This window comes from Serratia sp. LTN-2 (genome assembly GCF_059740205.1).
In genome coordinates, this window is record NZ_JCAXDO010000009.1 from 147,151 (window position 1) to 166,936 (window position 19,786).

A 19,786-nucleotide genomic window follows, 5' to 3' on the forward strand; every position below is an offset into this window, starting at 1 on the left:
TGGCGTCTAATCAACTAAAGATCGCGGCAAATTATGCAGAAAATGACGGGAATGGCTTCTGCACGAAAAGACGGGGCGACCGGACGCCCCGAGCGACATCTTCCACGACGACATTATTGCGTCTGCACCGCACTGGGATCCATGTACATCAGCTCCCAGATATGGCCGTCCAGATCCTGGAATCCGTGGCCGTACATCACGCCATAATCCCGCGGCTGGTGGTAGGTATTGCCGCCGCCGGCGATCGCCTTGCGCACCAGTTCGTCGACCGCCGCCCGGCTGGGTTGCGACAGACAAACCAACACCTCGGTGGCCTGCCTGGCGTCGCCGATCGGATTTGGGGTAAACATGCTGAATTTGTCGTGGGTCAGCAGCATCACGTAAATCGTATCGCTGACCACCATGCAGGCGGCGGTATCGTCGGTAAATTGCGGGTTGAAACTGAATCCCAACTGGGTGAAAAACGCCATCGAGGCGGGCAGATCGCGTACGGGCAGATTAACGAAGATTTGCGTAGCCATGGGCTACCTCCGATGAAGAATGACCTCATCGAGTATAGCCCATCGCTTTAACTCAGCAGATCGTAAGGGCCGCCCTGCTCCAGCGCCCGTTGATAGGCCGGCCGGGCATGAATGCGCTGCAGGAAGCCGCGCAGTTTCGGGCAATTGTCCAGCGCGCCGCGCGCCGCCATCGCCTCCAGCGGGAAACTCATCTGGATGTCCGCCGCACTGAAGTCGTTGCCGACGAACCAGCTGCCCTTGTTCAGGTGCTGCTCAAGGTACTCGCAGTGCGGCGCGATCTGCTTGTCGAGGTATTCGCGCTGCACGCCTTTGCCGATCGCGCCCGCCACCGGCCGCAGCAGCCACGGGATCGGCGGCTGGCCGAGACGGCTGAACACCAGTTTCATCACCAACAGCGGCATCAGCGATCCTTCCGCGTAGTGCAGCCAGTAGCGGTATTGCTGACGCGCGTGGAAATCGGTCGGCATGAACATGCCTTGCGCGTCATAGGCTTCCTGCAAATATTCGATAATGGCGCCGGATTCCGCCAGCGTCAGATCGCCGTCGACGATCACCGGCGATTTGCCCAGCGGGTGGATCTTTTTCAGCGCCGGCGGCGCCAGCATGGTGTTCGGATCGCGCTCGTAGCGTTGCACCTGATAGGGCACGCCCAGCTCTTCCAGAAACCACAGAATGCGCTGCGAACGCGAGTGATTGAGATGATGAACAATGATCATGACGAGGCTCCTGTCCGTTGCCACACCAGCTCGCCAACCTGCAAGCCGTTGCCGAGCTGCAGCGGAACCGTGCGCAACGTCAGCCGATCGCCGCTGAAAGCGTAAAAGCGTACCTGACGGCTGCCGATCCAGTTGGGGAACGAACAGCCTTCGACCTGATGCACCACCTGCAGCTCGCTTTCCTCCACCTGATAGCGGCCGAAGTAGCAAATCATATTGATGAAAGCGGTATGGATCTCGCGTTCGGACCCCTGCGCCAAATCAGCGGCGGCGAAACGCGGCCGCACGGCGCTGTAGAGCTGCGCCGCCATCGTGCCATTGGCCTCATAGTGGATGCGCCCCAACACCTGCTCACCCAGCGGATAATTCAACTCGCCATCCTGATTTTTAAACGCCGACGACACCAGCGCCCAGCTGCCGATAAACGCGTTTACCGTCATCAGTCTTCTCCGGTTAAGGATCGTCTGTAAAGGGTAGTGATGATTTTTACCGCGCGCCAGCGGGTGAAAAATAATCAATTTATTTGAATGAAATACTCAAAACTCTCCGATTTTTTATTCCGACCTGCCGCACTACTATTTAACACATCGAGAGACAACGAGCTCTCACCCAATCAATACGCTGAGGAATACATCATGAAAAACGTCAAAATTTTTGCTACCGCTGCACTGCTGGCTACCGCTTCTTTCGCTACCTTCGCCGCTGACCTGCCAACCAGCCAGCCTGCCGCAGACGCTCAGAAAATCGGCGTAGTCTCCGTGAGCGGCGCCGCCAACCTGAGCGCGCTGGAAAGCGAACTGGCCAGCAAAGCCGCCGCATCGGGCGCCAGCTCATACCGCATCGTCGCCGCCGGCGGTCAGAACAAACTGTACGGCACCGCAGAAATCTTCAACTGATCGTCGAACAGCTAACCGACGGAAGAAAGAAGCCCCGCAAGGGGCTTTTCTCGTTTTAGCGGGCATCAAAGCGTGCCGCCAGCTTCTGCAGGCGAAACTGCTCGGTGATGTAATCGACGAATACCCGGGTTTTGGTCGGCAAAAATTTGGTGGTGGGAAAATAGAGGTAGACGCTGCCGCGATCGACATACCAGCCCGGCAGAACCCGCACCAGACGGCCGCTTTCCAGATAAGGCGCCGCATTCGGCATGCCGATCAGCGCGATGCCCACCCCCATCTCCGCCGCCCGCGCGGCCGCTTCCGGTTCGTTGACCGTCATCGTGACCGACATCGCCGGCGCCCGCTGCTCATTGACCGCGTTGCGCAGCGGCTGATGGCGGATACGCCCGGTTTGCGGCGAGCGGATAAAGATGCCCGCATGTTCCGCCAACTGCTCCGGCTCCGTCAGCGGCGGCCGCTGCCGCAGATACTCCGGCGAGGCCACCAACACCCCATGAGCCGGCGCCAGCTCACGCGCGATGATGCCCTGCGCCAATTCGATGCCGCCGCCCAATGCCGCATCGAAGTGCTCACCGATCAGATCGACCTGGCGGTTGTCGAAATGCCAGTCCGGCACGATCGCCGGATAACGCGCCAGAAAGTCCGGCAGCATCGGCAAGACGAAATGCAGACCAAAGGCGGTGCCCATGCTGACCTTCAGCCCGCCGGCCGCCGCGCCGCCGCCGCTGCTCAGCCCTTTCAATGCGCACTGGATCGATTGCAATCCGCCGCTCACCTCGCTGAGAAAACGCTCCCCCGCCTCGGTGAGGATCAGCTTGCGGGTATTGCGCTGAAACAGCCGCACGCCAACCACCGCTTCCAGCCGGGTGACATTCTTGCTCACCGCCGCCGGGCTGATGCCCAGCTTGCGGCCGGCGGCGGAAAAGCTGCCGTTTTCCGCGCTGCTGACGAAGCACTCCAGATGTCCCAGCATGTTTTTCCTCTATGGATTTTAAACTTATGGTTTGAACTGATTATAGCTCTTTGTGGCTAGTTACCGTGCGGGCGATCCCAGATACTGGCCGTAACGGTTTTCCCTTACCCACTCTGGAGACACAGCATGACCACAGCACAAACTCTGCAAGGTAAAGTCGCATTCGTTCAGGGCGGCTCGCGCGGCATCGGCGCCGCCATCGTTAAACGGCTGGCGAGCGAAGGCGCCGCCGTCGCCTTTACCTACGCCGCCTCGGCCGATCGCGCCGACGCGGTGGTGAACGCCATCACCGCCGCCGGCGGCAAAGCCCTCGCCATCAAGGCCGACAGTGCCGATGCGGCGGCGCTGCAGCAGGCGGTGCGCCAGGCGGTGAACCTCTTCGGCAACCTGGATATTCTGGTGAATAACGCCGGGGTATTTACGCTGGGCGGCACCGAAGAGCTGGCGCTGGACGACCTGGACCGCATGCTGGCGGTCAACGTGCGCAGCGTGTTCGTCGCCAGCCAGGAAGCGGCGCGCCACATGAACGACGGCGGCCGCATCATCCACATCGGCAGCACCAACGCCGAGCGCGTGCCGTTCGGCGGCGCCGCGGTCTATGCGATGAGCAAATCGGCCCTGGTCGGTTTGACCAAAGGCATGGCGCGCGATCTCGGCCCGCGCGGCATCACCGTCAATAACGTGCAGCCCGGCCCGGTGGACACCGAGATGAACCCGGACGCCGGCGAGTTCGCCGATCAACTCAAGCAGTTGATGGCGATCGGCCGCTACGGCAAAGATGAAGAGATCGCCGGCTTCGTCGCCTACCTGGCCGGCCCGCAGGCGGGTTATATCACCGGCGCCAGCCTGAGCATCGACGGTGGCTTCTCTGCATAACCATCTCTGAAATGCAAACAGCCCCGTGAAGGGGCTTTTTTATAGAAAAAATATCATTAAATAAGGAAGCATTATTTGGCTTAATCACATTAATGCCACACTCGATACCTTTTTTGAATCGACAACTTTGAAATTCTCTTGTCATTACAGCCAATGCCATACTGCCCAGTCATCTATGTTGTTGCCAGCGTCACTCATGACGCTTCTCCCACCAACACCACCACTTGTTCAGCTTTTACCGGAATCATCGCAATCAGCAGCAACGAGAGCGCAATGGCGATACCCGCGATCATCAATAACGCAGGAATGCTGTACAACGACACCAGCCATGCTCCCGCCAACGCGCCGCAGCCGATGGCACCATTAAAGAAGGAGACGTAAATCGCTGAAGCGGGGAACGCATTTTCACCGGCCAGGCGCAGCACCCAGGTTTGGAAACCGACGAAGATGCCGGAAACGGCCAGGCCCCAGACGATCACCAACGCCAGAATTTCCGCACTCGTCAGGCTGTTGCCGATCTGGCCAAGGGTCAGCAGCGTTGCGGCGATCAGCACGACAGACAGCACCACCATCGGTTTCAACCATTTGTCGATAAACACGCCGGTGACAAAGTTGCCCGCCAGGCCGGCAATACCGAAAACGAAAAGCATCACCGGGATCATGTTGGAAGTGACTGCCCCAACGCTGTGCAACCAGGGTTCAATAAAGGTGAATGCAGCGAAATGCGCCGTGATGGCCAGCAAAGTCGCACCGTAGATGCGCCACAGCGCGCCTGAACGCAATACGCGAGCCAATGCCTCGAAGCCGAGGGCGCTACTGGCTTTCACCTTCGGCACGACCAAAGCAATTCCCACCAATGCAATCACACTCAGCAGAGACATCAACCAAAAAGCAGGCCGCCAGCCGACGTTCAGCCCGATATAATTCGACAGCGGCACACCGAATACGCTGGCCGCAGAGACGCCACCGAAAACGATGGACGTAGCCAGCCCGATGAATCTTGTCGGCACCAGCGATACCGCCGTTGCACCGATCATCGCCCAGAATGCGCCGTGCGCCAAAGCGCCGATCACGCGGGCAGCCAGTAACCAGTGGTAATTTTCAACCATGGCGCACAGACTGTTGGAGACCAGGATGATCAGCGTCAACGTCAGCAACAGCAGCTTCTTAGGCAAGTTACCCAGAAACAGCGAAGACAACAGCGCGCTGATCGCGCCAACCCACGCATAGAGCGTGACGGTCAGACCGATCATCGACTCTGACTGGTGCAGGCCTTCGGCCATCGGCGTCAACAGGCCGATAGGCGCTAATTCAGTGGTAACAATGGTGAACGTGGACAGGGCCAAGATCACCAATGCCAACCAGGTTTTAATGCTCAATGGCTGATTGTCACTCGATAAATTTTTCATCGTATCCTCAATTAATTGGGAGCATTTTCCGCCAGCATGTTCCAATTATTCCGGCGCGCATATTCCGCCAGGTTTGAATGTTCGCCTACACAAACGGGCTTGCCCGTCGCTGACAGCATCGGAATATCAGAGAGATCGTCGTCATAGGCAAAAATTTTGTTCAAATCGATATTATGGTTTGGCTGAATGACAATAGAGCATGAAGAATGGCATCAGCGTAGAGCCTCTTTCACCAAGATTCTTATTCCGTAGTACGACAATGGATCGGGACAAGTATTATGTCTTCTATGACATTATTTATTTTATTCTCATCAGTTACTTTCCAGTCAGAGCGGCTTAAAAAGCCTTATTTCACAGTAAGTAATAAAGTCTTCGGCCATTTTAATTTCGGCTTGCTTACATGATATTTCAGTGGGCAAAGCGTCACGAAAGGTATAAACCTCCAACAGGGCGTTCAGAGAGCTCACAATAACAAACCAATAACATTAGAGAATTGTTAGTTTTGTAATATAACTTTTGTATCAATAATGTTATGGAAATATAACAACCGTTCAGGTAATCTGATACAAAAAATAGAATACCGCTGTACCCGACGTGTTGATTCTGGATTTTATTTGCTATCGCCCACCTTTCGCCAATCAGCGTCAGGTCGAATGACGTCGGAGCCCGTAATTGACGATTTTCAATGAAAAACTACCCACAATTAAGCAGTTGCAGTGCTTTCTCGCCGTCGCACACGAGCTGAATTTTCGCCGGGCAGCCGAAAGAATGCGAATGACGCAACCGCCGTTGACCCGGCAAATCCAGTGCCTCGAGGACGTGATTGGTTGCCCGCTGTTTACCCGCGATACCCATCAGGTACATTTAACTGAGGCGGGAATCAAACTGGAGGAGCAAGCCAAACAACTCATTAATCAGCTTTCTCATTTGGTTCAACGACTCAATGTCGAGAGCGACACGGTGAAAATCGGCGTCACGCGTACGCTGGATTTCAGTCTGATCCCCACCATCAATGCCCATTTGGAAAAGCTCATCGATGCCGATGAGATCTCCGCTCATCAACTGACGTCAAAACAGTTACTGCAGATCTTGGCTCGGGGGAATCTGGATATCGCGCTTGTCGGCGAGAAAGCGCCTAACGGCGAAGAAGCCTTTGAATTTCGTTGGTTGTATCGAGAACCGCTCATGTTGGCGCTGCCTTCGTCTCATCCCGCCAGCATTCAAGATACCGTATCGCTGCGCGACGTTGTCGATCTGCCGCTCTACTGGTTCTCCCGCAGTGCAAACCCGGGTTTTTATGATAAGTGCGAAAATGTCCTTCAATCACTGCCTTTTGTACTGAAGCGCAAAGCGGAACCCGATGATTCACTGATCATGCTGGCCAGCATCGCTCGGGGAAAAGGCATGGCACTGATGCCACAATCGATGTGCGTATCCACCCGGGCGGGCTTGTGCTATCGCCACCTGGATGCACAAATGAATGAAAGATTGCATATCGACGTTTATCTGGTGATGCAAAAAAACGAAAAACGGGTCAACGTATTGAACGCAGCCCGACAATTGTTGGCCTCATCGCCAGAGCGCTGAGGCTGCAAAAACAAAAAAGCCCCTTGCGGGGCTTTTTTGTTGGCTGTAAACGGCCGGATATCAGAACGGAATATCGTCGTCGAAATCCATTGGCGGTTCGTTGCTGGTCGCCGGTGCGCTGTTCTGCGCCGGACGAGACTGCTGCTGGCCGCCGCTGAACTGGTTGCCGCCCTGTGGCTGCTGAGGCTGGCCCCAACCGCCCTGGCCGCCGGCAGACTGACCGGCCGGTGCGCCGCCGCCCTGGCGGCCGCCCAACATCTGCATGGTGCCGCCGACGTTAACCACGATCTCGGTGGTGTAACGATCCTGGCCGCTCTGATCCTGCCATTTACGCGTCTGCAGGGAGCCTTCGATGTAAACCTGAGAGCCTTTGCGCAGGTATTCGCCCGCCACTTCGGCCAGTTTGCCGAACAGCACGACACGGTGCCACTCGGTCTTTTCTTTCTGTTCGCCGGTCGCTTTGTCACGCCAGCTTTCGGAGGTCGCCAGGGTAATGTTGGCCACTGCGCCGCCGTTCGGCATGTAACGGACTTCTGGATCCTGACCCAGATTCCCGACCAGAATTACTTTGTTTACGCCTCTGCTGGCCATGAGCACTTCTCCCGATGATTGATTTCTACACAGTATAAACGCGTCAGTTTACCACGCTGAGTACGAAACCACACCCGTGTTGATAAGTGCGAATTGCATTCCAGAATTGTCTTTTCGATCGGCCTTGTTGCATTCGCATACTGGATATTCATTCAGGTTTTTTTGTGTCATAATTATGCGTTTCGACCAGGCTGTGCCGGTTTTTTGCGAGATCCATCACAAAATCCCCCGCAAAAATCGCGACAGGCGCGGTGTATCATCAAGACGGGAAGTGTAAATGGACAATATCGAAGTTCGTGGTGCTCGAACCCATAATCTGAAAAACATCAACCTGATTATCCCGCGTGACAAACTGATCGTCGTCACCGGCCTGTCCGGTTCCGGCAAGTCATCGCTGGCTTTCGATACGCTGTATGCCGAAGGGCAGCGGCGCTATGTCGAATCGCTCTCCGCCTATGCGCGCCAATTCCTGTCGTTGATGGAAAAGCCGGACGTCGATCATATCGAAGGCCTGTCGCCGGCGATCTCCATCGAACAGAAATCCACCTCGCACAACCCGCGCTCCACGGTCGGCACCATCACCGAGATCCACGACTACCTGCGCCTGCTGTTCGCCCGCGTCGGTGAGCCACGCTGCCCGGATCACCATGTGCCGCTGGCGGCGCAGACCGTCAGCCAGATGGTCGACAATGTGCTGAGCCAGCCGGAAGGCAAACGCCTGATGCTGCTGGCGCCGGTGGTGAAAGACCGCAAGGGCGAGCACACCAAAACGCTGGAAAACCTGGCCGCCCAGGGCTATATCCGCGCGCGCATCGACGGTGAAGTGTGCGATCTGTCCGATCCGCCGAAGCTGGAGCTGCAGAAGAAACACACTATCGAAGTGGTGGTCGACCGTTTCAAGGTGCGCGACGACATGGCGCAGCGCCTGGCCGAATCGTTCGAAACCGCGCTGGAGCTGTCCGGCGGCACCGCGGTAGTGGCGGATATGGACGACGAAAAAGCGGACGAGCTGCTGTTCTCCGCCAACTTTGCCTGCCCGATCTGCGGCTACAGCATGCGCGAGCTGGAACCGCGCCTGTTCTCCTTCAACAACCCGGCCGGCGCCTGCCCGACCTGCGACGGCCTGGGCGTGCAGCAGTTCTTCGATCCGGACCGCGTGGTGCAGAACCCCGAGCTGTCGCTGGCCGGCGGCGCGATCCGCGGCTGGGATCGCCGCAACTTCTATTACTTCCAGATGCTGCGCTCGCTGGCGGAGCACTATGAGTTCGACGTCGAAGCGCCGTTCAACACCCTGAGCGCCAACGTGCAGAAGGCGGTGCTGAGCGGTTCCGGCAAAGAGTCGATCGAATTCAAATACATCAACGATCGCGGTGACACCACCGTGCGCCGCCATCCGTTCGAAGGCGTGCTGCACAACATGGAGCGCCGCTATAAAGAGACCGAGTCCAGCGCGGTGCGCGAAGAGCTGGCGAAGTTCATCAGCAACCGACCGTGCGCCTCATGCCACGGCACCCGCCTGCGCGAAGAAGCCCGCAACGTGTTCGTCGAAGACACTACGCTGCCGGAGATCTCCGATCTGAGCATCGGCCACGCGATGACCTTCTTCCAGAACATGAAGCTCAGCGGCCAGCGCGCCAAGATCGCCGAAAAAGTGCTGAAAGAGATCGGCGATCGCCTGAAATTCCTGGTGAACGTCGGCCTGAACTACCTGTCGCTGTCCCGTTCGGCGGAAACGCTCTCCGGCGGCGAAGCGCAGCGTATCCGCCTCGCCAGCCAGATCGGCGCCGGCCTGGTGGGCGTGATGTACGTGCTGGATGAGCCGTCGATCGGCCTGCACCAACGCGACAATGAGCGCCTGCTGGAAACGCTGATCCACCTGCGCAACCTCGGCAACACGGTGATCGTGGTGGAGCATGACGAAGACGCCATCCGCGCCGCCGACCATGTGATCGACATCGGCCCCGGCGCCGGCGTGCACGGCGGCCAGGTGGTGGCGGAAGGCACCGTCGACGACATCATGGCGCAGCCGGAGTCGCTGACTGGCCAGTTCCTCAGCGGTAAACGCGAGATCGCCATTCCGGCGCAGCGCGTGCAGGCCGATCCGACCAAGGTGCTGAAGCTGAGCGGCGCGCGCGGCAACAACCTGAAAGACGTGACGCTGACGCTGCCGGTCGGTCTGTTTACCTGCATCACCGGCGTGTCCGGCTCCGGCAAATCGACGCTGATCAACGATACGCTGTTCCCGATCGCCCAGCGCCAGCTCAACGGCGCCACCATCGCCGAACCGGCGCCGTTCCGCGAAGTGACCGGCCTGGAGCATTTCGACAAGGTGATCGACATCGATCAGAGCCCGATCGGCCGCACGCCGCGCTCCAACCCGGCCACCTACACCGGTATCTTCACTCCGGTGCGCGAGCTGTTCGCCGGCGTGCCGGAATCACGCAGCCGCGGTTACACGCCGGGCCGTTTCAGCTTCAACGTCAAGGGCGGGCGCTGTGAAGCCTGCCAGGGCGACGGGGTGATCAAGGTCGAGATGCACTTCCTGCCGGACATCTACGTGCCGTGCGACCAGTGCAAGGGCAAACGCTATAACCGCGAAACGCTGGAAGTGAAGTACAAAGGCAAGAGCATCCACGAAGTGCTGGAGATGACCATCGAAGAAGCGCGTGATTTCTTCGACGCGGTGCCGGCGCTGGCGCGCAAGCTGCAGACCCTGATGGATGTCGGCCTGTCCTACATCCGCCTCGGCCAGTCGGCCACCACGCTCTCCGGCGGTGAGGCGCAGCGCGTGAAGCTGGCGCGCGAGCTGTCGAAACGCGGCACAGGCCAGACGCTATATATCCTCGACGAACCGACCACCGGTCTGCACTTCGCCGATATCCAACAGCTGTTGGCGGTGCTGCATCAGCTGCGCGATCAGGGCAACACCATCGTGGTCATCGAGCATAACCTGGACGTGATCAAAACCGCCGACTGGATCGTCGATCTGGGGCCGGAAGGCGGCAGCGGCGGCGGCGAGATCCTGGTCGCCGGCACGCCGGAAACGGTCGCCGATTGTGAAAAATCGCACACCGCGCGCTTCCTGAAACCGCTGCTGGCAAAATAACGGCGGGTTATTCTCTCAACGAGGCGGAATCGTCCGCCTCATTTTTTTAATATTCCGCACTTTTCGCCGAGAAACACCTATCGCTTTAGTGATTGGCATAATATGCCGATTTTTTGCTTCTTCTGAATCATGCCTTTAAAAACAGGCAGTTTCTTCACCTCGAAAAATAAAATCCCTCCTGAATGCCGCCTGTTTGCCTTTTGTTTATTCCCCATGCGCTTCACTATTCCGATGAAATAACGCCGCGCCTGTGCACCGCGCGCATATTAATCAATATAAACATAGCGTTTATAAATAGCCTTCAATAAATGAATGGGCCTATTGGCTCGTACTTTCAATGGGATGATATAAAAGGTGTTTAACGTGGATAATAAATTGGGAACCTCTGCCGCCGCGCTGTTATTGTTTTTCCCCCTCGCCGGTCAGGCGCAAGACGGCGAAGCGTCTTTGACGCTCGCCGGCGGTCTCGCCGTCGCCCCCGCCTATGAAGGCTCTTCTTTTTACAGTATTGAACCTCTGTATCAGGTGAATGCCGGCTATCAAAACGCCAACTGGGGAGAGTTCAGCGCGGGCAGCGAAGGGGCGCGCTGGCAATTTCCGCTGGCCGGGCCCATCGGCATCGCGCTGTTGCTTAACTATGACGCCGGTCGTGACGAAGAAATCAGAACCTTGCGCGGCCGCAACACCCGGCTCAAAGGCATGGGAAAACTGGGTGGCGCACTGGAGGCCGGCGCCGAGCTAAGCTACCAATTCGATCCCTTCCGCGCCTATGTCAAAGGGATGCAGGCGACGCGCAAACGCAGCTACGGCGGGGAAGAACTGGGCCACACCGCCTATGTGGAAACCGGGCTCACCGGGCAATATCCGCTCAGCGAACAGCTGACGTTGATCGGCAACCTCTCCACCACCTGGGCCAACAGCGGCTATCAACGCGGCTATTTCGGCGTAACGTCGCAGCAGGCTCAACGCAGCGCCTTTAGCGCTTATCGGCCGGGCAGCGGATTTAAGGACGCCACGCTCACCGCCGCCCTCAATTATCAGTGGCGGCCGAACGTCGCTTTCCAGGCCGGGGTCGGCGTGACCCGTCTGCTGGGCGATGCGGCCGACAGCCCTATCGTCGAGAAAACCACCTCGGGCATGGCCTTCACCAGCGCCAGTTACAGCTTCTGAGGTTGTTGCCCAGGGTCTGTGCAGGCAGGGAAAACGTCGCGGTTAAAAAATGAACTATAGTTTAGCTGATTGTTAGGTAAACGGATGGATAATTAAGCATTGATTATTTACCTGACAATGTCAGGCGTGACTCCCTCTTATTAAGGATATTTTATGTGTCAACATCATGCGACAGAGAGCCGCAATTTCACCGCATTTCGGCATCGATGGGAAATGCCCATGATCTGGCTGTCGGCGATAATTACGTTGCTCGGTTTTTTATTTGGTATCGCCGCCGTCGTGGTAAATACGGATGGCACTGCACTTGGATTGGGAGACGACGCCAAGGAAACATTGGATACCCTCAGCCTGCTTGCGTTATTACCGCTGATCCCGATCGCTTTCTATATTTATCGTTTCTATCTCGCCGCACAGGCGAAATCCAACGCCTTGCGCATCGGGCCGGCGCAATTTCCGGAATTATTTGCGCTGTATCAGGATATCGGCCGGCGGCTGGAACTCAAGACGCTGCCCAAGCTTTATCTGACCAACGGCAACGGCGTGGTCAACGCCTTCGCGCTGGAGTGCAATCGCCGCCAGCGCTACGTGGTGATCCATTCTGAAATCGCCATGCTGATGCCTACCGCGCCGGAGATCGTGGAGTTCGTGCTGGCGCATGAGCTGGCCCACCACAAACTGCGCCATGTGTCGCTGTGGCGTCTGGCGATCGGCGTCGTGCCGCAGTCGCTGCTGCTGCCCGGCCTGGCGACGACTCGCGCACAGGAGTATTCCGCCGATCGCGTGGCGCTCGCGGTGTGCCCGAACTACGCCAACACGGTGCGGCTGCTGGCCGTCGGCCCCTGGATGCAACATGGCGTGAACCCGCAGGCCTGGCTGGAACAGTGTGAAGACGAGAATAAAGAGCTGTTTGTCCGCATCAGCAATCTGCTGTCTGACCATGCGGTGATGGTTAAACGCTTCAAGGCGCTCAAAGACATTGAGATGCACGGCTTCGAGCGCCACGGCAGCATGTTTTAACCTACTCCGGCGCGCCTACAGCGTTTTCAGCACGCGCGCCGGATTACCGCCCACCACGCAGTTGGCCGGCACGTCTTTGGTGACCACGGCGCCGGACGCCACGACCGCATTATCGCCGATGGTTACGCCCGGATTGATCACCGCACGCCCGCCGATCCACACGTTGTCGCCAATCTTGACCGGCTTGCCGAACTCCGCCCCGCCGACGCGAGTCTCGGCATCCAGCGGATGAGTGGCGGTGTAGATATGCACGCCCGGCGCCAGCAGGCAGTTGTCGCCGATATGCACCTCGCATACGTCGAGGATCACGCAGTCGAAGTTGGCGTAGAAATTCTTGCCGAGATAGATGTTATAGCCGTAGTCGCAACGGAACGTCGGCTCGATGGTGCCGCCCTGATAGCGGCCCAGCAGCTCATCCAGCCACTGCTTGCGCAGCTCGCCCTCTTCCGGCGACGAATGGTTGTAGCGATGCGTCAGTTGGCGTGCGCGCCGGCGTTCGCTGCGCAGCAGTTCATCGCCGGCGTCGTACAGCTCTCCGGCGATCATCTTGCGCTTTTCTTCGCTGATGGCCATATCGGCCTCCTTAATCCGCGTTGCTTGAAGGCTCAAGCGTAGTCGCTTTAGCCAGGCGATAAAAAGGGAACGTTCCCAAATCAGGACCGCGATCACGCTTTAAGACGAAAGAACGGGAAAAAACGGGCGGCGCCGCCGCCCGGCAATCAGGCGCGCAGTTCCTGGCGCACGTGTTCGGGCAGGCCTTCCACCACCAGCTGATAAGAGCTGTCGATCAGCGTGTAAAACTGTGAGTTCGGCAGGTTGCCGTCGAGGAACACCGTATTCCAGTGCGCCTTGTTCAGACCGTCGCAGGCGACGATCTCCGGATGGTGTTCGCGCAGGCTTTCCGCCAGCTCTGGGCTGGACTTGACCGCCAGCGCCGGCCGCCCTTCCACCTCGCACACCATGGCGAACATCACGTCGCCTACCTTGATCTGGCTGGCCTGCCACTGGTTTTGGTCGCTTTGTTCCGCGCCCGGCTTCGCCATGCAGTACTCCAGCAATGCGCTGTTATTCATTGGGTTACTCCCCCTGTAATGTGGCCACAATACGGCGTGCTCCGCCGTGGATGCGGTGCTCCCCCAGCCAGATGCCCTGCCATGTGCCCAGCATCAGCCGCCCGTGCCTGACGGGCAGTGTCAAGGAAGCGCCCAGCAGCGAGGATTTGATGTGCGCCGGCATGTCGTCCGGCCCTTCGTAGTCATGCTGATAGGGTGCGTTTTCCGGCACCTGACGCAGGAAATGCTGCTCCATATCGGCTCGCACCGTGGGATCGCAGTTCTCGTTGAGCGTCAGCGAGGCCGAGGTATGCTGCAGCAACAGATGCAGCAGGCCGGTTTGCAGGCGGTGTAAGTGGGTTAACTGGTTGGCGATCTCGTCGGTAACCAGATGAAAGCCACGCGCTTTTGCGCTGAGGATTAGCGTTTGCTGATGCCACATGAGTGAGCGCCCCTCAATCAGTATATTCTCTCTCCGGTTTGCGGCAACTTCGGCGGCGCGCCGGCAATAAAAAAGGAGCGATATCGCTATCGCTCCTCGATCAACGTCCGTTCAGACTAACAGGCGTTACTGCACCGCGGCAAACGCCTCGGCCACCTGACGCACGTTGTTGTGGTTCAAACCGGCCACGCACATGCGCCCGCTGTGGATCAGGTAGACGCCAAACTCTTCACGCAGACGATCGACCTGCGCCGCGCTGAAGCCGGTGTAGCTGAACATGCCGCGCTGCGCCAGCAGGTAATCGAAGTTGCGCTGCGGCAGCGCGCTCTTCAGGGTGTCCACCAGCGCATGACGCATCTCGAGAATGCGGGTGCGCATGCTCTCCACTTCATCCAGCCATTGGGTTTTCAGCTGGGCGTCGTTCAACACTTTGGCCACCAGCTGCGCGCCGAAGTTCGGCGGGCTCGAGTAGTTGCGGCGCACGGTGGCCTTCAGCTGGCCCAGCACGCGCCCGGCCGCTTCTTCGCTTTCGCACACCACCGACAGGCCGCCGACGCGCTCGCCGTACAGCGAGAAGATCTTCGAGAACGAGTTGCTCACCAGGCACGGTAAACCGGCCGCCGCGATGGCGCGAATAGCGTAAGCATCCTGCTCCATGCCGCCGCCGAAGCCCTGATAGGCGATGTCGAGGAACGGAATGATTTCACGTTCGGCGATCACCTTGACCACTTCATCCCACTGGGCGGGGGTCAGGTCGGAACCGGTCGGGTTGTGGCAGCATGGGTGCAGCAGCGCGATGCTGTGCTTCGGCAGCTGTTTCAGCGCGGCAAGCATGGCGTCGAACTTCACGCCCAGGCTTTCGCTGTCGAAATACGGATAGGTATTCACTTTGAAACCGGCGCCGCTGAAGATGGCGACGTGGTTTTCCCAGGTGGGATCGCTGACCCACACCTGCGAATCCGGGAAGTAGCTTTTCAGGAAATCGGCACCCACTTTCAGTGCGCCGGAACCGCCGACGGTCTGAATGGTGGCGATGCGCCCCTGCTGCAGCATCGGGTGCTGCGCGCCGAACAGCAGTTGCTGAATGGCGGAACGGTAAGACTGCAGCCCTTCCATCGGCAGATATACCGAGGCGCCATGCTCGACGCTGTTCAACTGCGCTTGCGCCGCGGCGACCGCCCGCATCTGCGGGATGATGCCCTGCGCATCGTAGTACAGGCCGATGCTCAGGTTCACCTTGTGCGCGCGCGGGTCTTGTTTGAATTTTTCCATCAGCGACAGAATGGGATCGCCGGCATAGGCGTCAACGTTCTGGAACACGGGGTTTTTCTCCTGGTTTATTGTGGTTTTGGGCACAGCGTTACGTTCCTAATATAGACGGAAAACCGCGTTCGGTTTTAGCTTTATCTCGCCACCGGCAATAAACCGTTTTCCTTGATGCGATTGAGCACCACCGCCGTTTTGATATGCGCCACGCTTTTGTGCGGCGATAGCGTCTGGCTGATGAACTCGCTCAGCGCCGGCAGGTCCGCCACCGCCACTTTGAGCAGGTAATCAGCGTCGCCGGTGGTCTTGTAAGCGTCAAGGATCGCGTCCACTTCCTCCAGCATCTGATGAAAGCTGTCGATCTGCTCCTGCGCGTGCGTGATCAGACTGACTTCGATCAGCCCCACCAGCCCCAGGCCGACCGCCTCCGGCGCCAGCCGCGCGTGGTAGCCGCGGATCAGCTGCGCCTGCTCCAGGCTGATGCGCCGCCGCGAACATTGGGAGGCGGAGAGCCCCACCAGCTCGCTCAGCTCCTGATTGGTCAGACGGCCGTTGGCCTGTAACAGCGTCAGGATTTTCATATCAAAATCGTCAATGTTGTACATAGCCACCTGTAAACTGTGTTAATAAATGTTGACGTTACAGCCTACCAGTTTTTTTACCGTTGCCGACGTCACACCCTGGCGCTTAAATCGCGTACAGCAGCAACGCCCGGCGTTTTCGCCGGTAAGCGGCATAAAAAACGGCTAACCCATGCAGGCAAACGACAATTAACGGCGAAGTAACGCATAAAACCACGAATGTATAAAAAGGACGCCAGATGAAAAAGCTACTCCCCCTCGCGCTGCTGCTCGCCGCCGGCAGCGCCGGCGCGCAATCCCACCTGGACAAAGTGCTGCAGCAAAAGACCCTGGAGGTCTGCACCACCGGCGACTACAAGCCCTATACCTTCCTCAAGGAAGACGGCGGCTATGAAGGCATCGACATCGACATGGCGGAATCGCTGGCCAAGAGCCTGGGCGCTAAAGTGAAGTGGGTGAAAACCAGCTGGAAAACCCTGACGCCGGACTTCGCCTCCGGCAAGTGCGATATCGCCATGGGCGGCATCTCCGTCACGCTGGAGCGGCAAAAACAGGTGTTCTTCGCCGACAAACTGGATACCGACGGCAAAATCCCGCTGGTGCGCTGCACCGACGTGAAGAAATACCGCACTCTCGAACAGATCAACAAACCGTCGGTGCGCCTGCTGGAGCCGGCGGGCGGCACCAACGAAGCCTTCGTGCACGCCTATCTGCCAAAAGCCAAGCTGACGCTGACGCACGACAACATGAGCATTTTCCAGCAGCTGGTGGATCGCAAGGCGGACGTAATGATCACCGACGCCTCCGAGGCGCTGTATCAGCAGAAGCGTTATCCGAAGCTGTGCGCGGTGAATCCGACCAAGCCGATGCAGTACGGCGAGAAGGCTTACATGCTGCCGCGCGACGATTTGAGCTGGAAACTGTATGTGGATCAGTGGCTGCACCTGGCCAAGGCGACCGGAGAGTATCAGAAGATTATCGACAAATGGTTGGCGGTAAAGAAGTAACGCGTTGAGGAACGGGGCCGACGCACGTCGGCCCCTGCGGCGCATCAGTCGCCGATGTATTCCATCGCCACGCGCTGCGTGAGCTTGGTGATCAGTTCATAAGCGCTGATGCCGGTACAGACGGCGATACGCTCGACCGGCAACGCCGGCCCCCACAGCACCGCTTCATCTCCCACCTTATCGGCGGCGTCCGGCCCGAGATCGACCGAAATCATGTCCATCGACACCCGGCCGACGATCGGCACTTCGCGGCCGTTGATCAGGATTGGCGTACCGGTCGGCGCGCTGCGCGGATAGCCGTCGCCGTACCCCATCGCCACCACCCCCAGCCGGGTATCGCGCGGACTTACCCAGGTGCCGCCGTAGCCGACCGCTTCACCGGCCTTGTGTTCGCGCACCGCGATCAGGCTGGATTTCAGGGTCATCGCCGGCTGCAGCCCATGCTCGGCGCCGCTGCCGTTATCCAGCGGCGATACGCCGTACAGAATGATGCCAGGGCGTACCCACTCGTTGTGGGCGTCCGGCCACAGCAACGTGCCGCCGGAAGCGGCGACCGAGCGCTGGCCCGGTTTGCCGCGCGCGAACTGCTCAAAGCAGGCGATCTGTTTCAACGTGGTGTCGGATTCCGGCTCGTCGGCGCGACTGAAGTGACTCATGATATTGACCGGCTGCGCCACGTTGCGGCAGGCGCACAGGCGCTGATAAAACGCCTCCGCCTGCTCGGGGCGCACCCCCAGCCGATGCATGCCGGTATCGAGCTTCATCCACACCGGCACCGGACGCGCCAGCTCGGCCTGCTCCAGCGCTTCGAGCTGTTCGATGCTGTGCACCGCGGTTTCGATGTTGTTCGCCACCAGCACCGGCAGGTCTTCGGCGCTGAAGAAGCCTTCCAGCAGCAGGATCGGTTTGACGATGCCGCCGGAGCGCAGCATCAGCGCTTCGCCGATGCGCGCCACGCCGTAGCAGTCGGCGTCTTGCAGGGTGTGTGCTGTTTCCAGCAGGCCATGTCCATAAGCGTTTGCTTTCACAACGGCAATCAGGCGGCTTTGCGGCGCCTGGCGGCGCACCTGTTGCAGATTATGTCGCAGAGCGCGGCGGTCGATTACAGCGGTTGCCGCTTTCATTTCAGTTCCTTAGCTGATTATTCGTCATCGTATTGTGGCCCCGCGTAGTTGTCGAAACGCGACCACTGGCCGTTAAAGGTAAGGCGCACGGTACCGATCGGGCCGTTACGCTGCTTACCGATAATAATTTCCGCGATCCCTTTCAGATCGCTGTTCTCGTGATACACCTCATCACGATAGATGAACATAATCAGGTCGGCGTCCTGCTCGATAGAGCCGGATTCACGCAGGTCGGAGTTGACCGGGCGTTTGTCGGCGCGCTGCTCCAGGCTACGGTTCAGCTGCGACAGCGCCACCACCGGCACCTGCAGCTCTTTCGCCAGCGCTTTCAGCGAGCGCGAAATCTCGGCGATTTCCAGCGTACGGTTGTCGGACAAGGCCGGCACGCGCATCAGCTGCAGGTAGTCGATCATGATCAGGCTAAGCCCGTCGTGCTCGCGGAAAATGCGCCGCGCGCGCGAGCGCACTTCGGTCGGCGTCAGGCCTGAGGAGTCGTCGATGTACATGTTGCGCTTCTCCAGCAGGATGCCCATGGTGCTGGAAATGCGCGCCCAGTCCTCGTCGTCGAGCTGGCCGGTACGGATGCGCGTCTGATCCACGCGCGACAGCGACGCCAGCATACGCATCATGATCTGCTCGCCGGGCATCTCCAGGCTGAAGATCAGCACCGGTTTTTCCTGGGTCATCGCGGCGTTTTCGCACAGGTTCATGGCGAAGGTGGTTTTCCCCATCGATGGACGGGCGGCGACGATGATCAGATCGGACTTTTGCATGCCCGCGGTTTTCTTGTTGAGGTCCTGATAGCCGGTATCGACCCCGGTCACGCCGTCGTGCGGCTGCTGATACAGCTGCTCGATACGCGACACGGTATCTTCCAGGATGCGTTCGATGCCCTTCGGGCCCTCGTCTTTGCTGGCGCGGTTCTCGGCGATTTGGAAGACGCGGGACTCCGCCAGATCGAGCAGATCTTCACTGCTGCGCCCTTGCGGATCGTAGCCGGCGTCGGCGATCTCGTTAGCGACCGAGATCATCTCGCGCACCACCGCGCGCTCGCGCACGATGTCGGCGTAAGCGCCGATGTTGGCGGCGCTCGGGGTGTTCTTCGACAGCTCGGCCAGGTAGGCGAAGCCGCCGACCGAGTCCAGCTCGCCCTTCTGCTCGAGTGATTCGGACAGGGTGATGAGGTCGATAGGCTTGCTCATCTCCAGCAGACGCTGCATCTCGGTAAAGATCAGGCGGTGCGGACGGCTGAAGAAATCGTTGGCGACCACGCGCTCCGCCACGTTGTCCCAGCGCTCGTTATCCAGCATCAAACCGCCCAACACCGACTGCTCGGCCTCCAGCGAGTGCGGCGGCATCTTCAGCCCTTCCATCTGACGATCTCTGGAACGCTCTCTGGTTTCGTCCGCGTTTGTTTTGTTGGTTGGTTTTTTTCCTGCCATGAAACGTAGT

At 58.7% G+C, this 19,786-nt stretch carries 20 protein-coding genes; 7 read left to right on the forward strand and 13 right to left on the reverse strand.

Features of this window, described 5'->3' with window-relative positions; genetic code table 11:
* Window positions 1-113: 113 nt before the first annotated feature.
* Genes AC6BYQ_RS17835 through AC6BYQ_RS17845 form a run of 3 tightly spaced genes read right to left on the reverse strand, consistent with a single transcriptional unit; the run spans window position 114 to window position 1,677 of the window.
* Window positions 114-521 (reverse strand): VOC family protein, encoded by a 408-nt coding sequence (locus tag AC6BYQ_RS17835; protein ID WP_019453190.1) that lies wholly within the window; start codon window positions 519-521, stop codon window positions 114-116.
* 47 nt (window positions 522-568) lie between these two features.
* Complete coding sequence (locus AC6BYQ_RS17840) at window positions 569-1,237, reverse strand: glutathione S-transferase family protein (RefSeq protein ID WP_019453191.1); 669 nt, start codon at window positions 1,235-1,237, stop codon at window positions 569-571.
* Window positions 1,234-1,677 carry a lipocalin-like domain-containing protein gene (locus AC6BYQ_RS17845; protein ID WP_063918678.1) on the reverse strand — a complete coding sequence of 148 codons (444 nt, stop codon included), beginning with the start codon at window positions 1,675-1,677 and terminating at the stop codon, window positions 1,234-1,236. The genes AC6BYQ_RS17840 and AC6BYQ_RS17845 overlap by 4 nt, the downstream gene beginning before the upstream one ends.
* 195 nt (window positions 1,678-1,872) lie before the next feature.
* On the opposite strand from AC6BYQ_RS17845, the gene bhsA reads away from it, so the two are divergent.
* The gene (bhsA, locus tag AC6BYQ_RS17850) at window positions 1,873-2,133 is read left to right on the forward strand and encodes a multiple stress resistance protein BhsA (RefSeq protein WP_063918677.1); all 261 of its coding nucleotides are present in this window, start codon (window positions 1,873-1,875) and stop codon (window positions 2,131-2,133) included.
* A gap of 55 nt (window positions 2,134-2,188) precedes the next feature.
* Here bhsA and AC6BYQ_RS17855 read toward each other — a convergent pair whose 3' ends face one another.
* Window positions 2,189-3,106, reverse strand: coding sequence for a LysR family transcriptional regulator (locus AC6BYQ_RS17855; RefSeq protein ID WP_432525670.1), 918 nt, complete (start codon window positions 3,104-3,106; stop codon window positions 2,189-2,191).
* Between the two features lie 126 nt (window positions 3,107-3,232).
* On the opposite strand from AC6BYQ_RS17855, the gene AC6BYQ_RS17860 reads away from it, so the two are divergent.
* On the forward strand, window positions 3,233-3,982 hold the full coding sequence (locus AC6BYQ_RS17860) for a 3-oxoacyl-ACP reductase family protein (RefSeq protein ID WP_063918675.1): 750 nt from the start codon (window positions 3,233-3,235) through the stop codon (window positions 3,980-3,982).
* Window positions 3,983-4,176: 194 nt separating this feature from the next.
* On the opposite strand, the gene AC6BYQ_RS17865 is transcribed toward AC6BYQ_RS17860, so the two are convergent.
* Complete coding sequence (locus AC6BYQ_RS17865) at window positions 4,177-5,391, reverse strand: MFS transporter (protein WP_498057293.1); 1,215 nt, start codon at window positions 5,389-5,391, stop codon at window positions 4,177-4,179.
* 672 nt (window positions 5,392-6,063) lie between these two features.
* Here AC6BYQ_RS17865 and AC6BYQ_RS17870 point away from each other — a divergent pair.
* Window positions 6,064-6,978, forward strand: coding sequence for a LysR family transcriptional regulator (locus AC6BYQ_RS17870; protein ID WP_025921000.1), 915 nt, complete (start codon window positions 6,064-6,066; stop codon window positions 6,976-6,978).
* A gap of 60 nt (window positions 6,979-7,038) precedes the next feature.
* Here AC6BYQ_RS17870 and ssb1 read toward each other — a convergent pair whose 3' ends face one another.
* Window positions 7,039-7,569 carry a single-stranded DNA-binding protein SSB1 gene (ssb1, locus tag AC6BYQ_RS17875; protein ID WP_004936793.1) on the reverse strand — a complete coding sequence of 177 codons (531 nt, stop codon included), beginning with the start codon at window positions 7,567-7,569 and terminating at the stop codon, window positions 7,039-7,041.
* A gap of 277 nt (window positions 7,570-7,846) precedes the next feature.
* Here ssb1 and uvrA point away from each other — a divergent pair, with 277 nt between their 5' ends.
* From uvrA to AC6BYQ_RS17890, 3 genes are all read left to right on the forward strand, one after another.
* Complete coding sequence (gene uvrA, locus AC6BYQ_RS17880) at window positions 7,847-10,675, forward strand: excinuclease ABC subunit UvrA (RefSeq protein ID WP_019453206.1); 2,829 nt, start codon at window positions 7,847-7,849, stop codon at window positions 10,673-10,675.
* Between the two features lie 363 nt (window positions 10,676-11,038).
* Window positions 11,039-11,845, forward strand: coding sequence for a MipA/OmpV family protein (locus AC6BYQ_RS17885; protein WP_074055131.1), 807 nt, complete (start codon window positions 11,039-11,041; stop codon window positions 11,843-11,845).
* 219 nt (window positions 11,846-12,064) lie between these two features.
* A complete protein-coding gene (locus AC6BYQ_RS17890; RefSeq protein ID WP_157783364.1) occupies window positions 12,065-12,862 on the forward strand; it encodes a M48 family metallopeptidase in 798 nt (265 codons plus the stop codon).
* A 15-nt stretch (window positions 12,863-12,877) separates the two neighbouring features.
* Here AC6BYQ_RS17890 and maa read toward each other — a convergent pair whose 3' ends face one another.
* The 5 genes from maa to AC6BYQ_RS17915 form a co-directional block, all read right to left on the reverse strand.
* The gene (maa, locus tag AC6BYQ_RS17895) at window positions 12,878-13,435 is read right to left on the reverse strand and encodes a maltose O-acetyltransferase (RefSeq protein ID WP_063918673.1); all 558 of its coding nucleotides are present in this window, start codon (window positions 13,433-13,435) and stop codon (window positions 12,878-12,880) included.
* Between the two features lie 146 nt (window positions 13,436-13,581).
* On the reverse strand, window positions 13,582-13,935 hold the full coding sequence (locus tag AC6BYQ_RS17900; protein ID WP_019453210.1) for an MmcQ/YjbR family DNA-binding protein: 354 nt from the start codon (window positions 13,933-13,935) through the stop codon (window positions 13,582-13,584).
* Window positions 13,936-13,939: 4 nt separating this feature from the next.
* Window positions 13,940-14,356 (reverse strand): secondary thiamine-phosphate synthase enzyme YjbQ, encoded by a 417-nt coding sequence (locus AC6BYQ_RS17905; RefSeq protein ID WP_063918672.1) that lies wholly within the window; start codon window positions 14,354-14,356, stop codon window positions 13,940-13,942.
* 126 nt (window positions 14,357-14,482) lie between these two features.
* On the reverse strand, window positions 14,483-15,676 hold the full coding sequence (locus AC6BYQ_RS17910; protein WP_041922290.1) for an amino acid aminotransferase: 1,194 nt from the start codon (window positions 15,674-15,676) through the stop codon (window positions 14,483-14,485).
* Window positions 15,677-15,759: 83 nt separating this feature from the next.
* Window positions 15,760-16,227, reverse strand: coding sequence for an Lrp/AsnC family transcriptional regulator (locus tag AC6BYQ_RS17915; protein ID WP_004936775.1), 468 nt, complete (start codon window positions 16,225-16,227; stop codon window positions 15,760-15,762).
* A 215-nt stretch (window positions 16,228-16,442) separates the two neighbouring features.
* On the opposite strand from AC6BYQ_RS17915, the gene AC6BYQ_RS17920 reads away from it, so the two are divergent.
* Complete coding sequence (locus AC6BYQ_RS17920) at window positions 16,443-17,210, forward strand: transporter substrate-binding domain-containing protein (RefSeq protein ID WP_154747264.1); 768 nt, start codon at window positions 16,443-16,445, stop codon at window positions 17,208-17,210.
* A 44-nt stretch (window positions 17,211-17,254) separates the two neighbouring features.
* On the opposite strand, the gene alr is transcribed toward AC6BYQ_RS17920, so the two are convergent.
* A complete protein-coding gene (alr, locus tag AC6BYQ_RS17925; protein ID WP_019453214.1) occupies window positions 17,255-18,334 on the reverse strand; it encodes an alanine racemase in 1,080 nt (359 codons plus the stop codon).
* Window positions 18,335-18,351: 17 nt separating this feature from the next.
* Entirely contained in the window at window positions 18,352-19,776 is a 1,425-nt protein-coding gene (gene dnaB / locus AC6BYQ_RS17930) for a replicative DNA helicase (RefSeq protein ID WP_025160134.1), read from the reverse strand.
* Window positions 19,777-19,786: the final 10 nt, after the last annotated feature.

Excerpts from the sequence above, each read along its gene's own strand:
- AC6BYQ_RS17835 (WP_019453190.1), bottom strand. The coding sequence starts at position 521 with ATGGCTACGCAAATCTTCGTTAATCTGCCCGTACGCGATCTGCCCGCC.
- AC6BYQ_RS17840 (WP_019453191.1), bottom strand. The coding sequence starts at position 1,237 with ATGATCATTGTTCATCATCTCAATCACTCGCGTTCGCAGCGCATTCTG.
- AC6BYQ_RS17845 (WP_063918678.1), bottom strand. The coding sequence starts at position 1,677 with ATGACGGTAAACGCGTTTATCGGCAGCTGGGCGCTGGTGTCGTCGGCG.
- bhsA (WP_063918677.1), top strand. The coding sequence starts at position 1,873 with ATGAAAAACGTCAAAATTTTTGCTACCGCTGCACTGCTGGCTACCGCT.
- AC6BYQ_RS17855 (WP_432525670.1), bottom strand. The coding sequence starts at position 3,106 with ATGCTGGGACATCTGGAGTGCTTCGTCAGCAGCGCGGAAAACGGCAGC.
- AC6BYQ_RS17860 (WP_063918675.1), top strand. The coding sequence starts at position 3,233 with ATGACCACAGCACAAACTCTGCAAGGTAAAGTCGCATTCGTTCAGGGC.
- AC6BYQ_RS17865 (WP_498057293.1), bottom strand. The coding sequence starts at position 5,391 with ATGAAAAATTTATCGAGTGACAATCAGCCATTGAGCATTAAAACCTGG.
- ssb1 (WP_004936793.1), bottom strand. The coding sequence starts at position 7,569 with ATGGCCAGCAGAGGCGTAAACAAAGTAATTCTGGTCGGGAATCTGGGT.
- uvrA (WP_019453206.1), top strand. The coding sequence starts at position 7,847 with ATGGACAATATCGAAGTTCGTGGTGCTCGAACCCATAATCTGAAAAAC.
- AC6BYQ_RS17890 (WP_157783364.1), top strand. The coding sequence starts at position 12,065 with ATGATCTGGCTGTCGGCGATAATTACGTTGCTCGGTTTTTTATTTGGT.
- maa (WP_063918673.1), bottom strand. The coding sequence starts at position 13,435 with ATGGCCATCAGCGAAGAAAAGCGCAAGATGATCGCCGGAGAGCTGTAC.
- AC6BYQ_RS17900 (WP_019453210.1), bottom strand. The coding sequence starts at position 13,935 with ATGAATAACAGCGCATTGCTGGAGTACTGCATGGCGAAGCCGGGCGCG.
- AC6BYQ_RS17905 (WP_063918672.1), bottom strand. The coding sequence starts at position 14,356 with ATGTGGCATCAGCAAACGCTAATCCTCAGCGCAAAAGCGCGTGGCTTT.
- AC6BYQ_RS17915 (WP_004936775.1), bottom strand. The coding sequence starts at position 16,227 with ATGTACAACATTGACGATTTTGATATGAAAATCCTGACGCTGTTACAG.
- AC6BYQ_RS17920 (WP_154747264.1), top strand. The coding sequence starts at position 16,443 with ATGAAAAAGCTACTCCCCCTCGCGCTGCTGCTCGCCGCCGGCAGCGCC.
- alr (WP_019453214.1), bottom strand. The coding sequence starts at position 18,334 with ATGAAAGCGGCAACCGCTGTAATCGACCGCCGCGCTCTGCGACATAAT.
- dnaB (WP_025160134.1), bottom strand. The coding sequence starts at position 19,776 with ATGGCAGGAAAAAAACCAACCAACAAAACAAACGCGGACGAAACCAGA.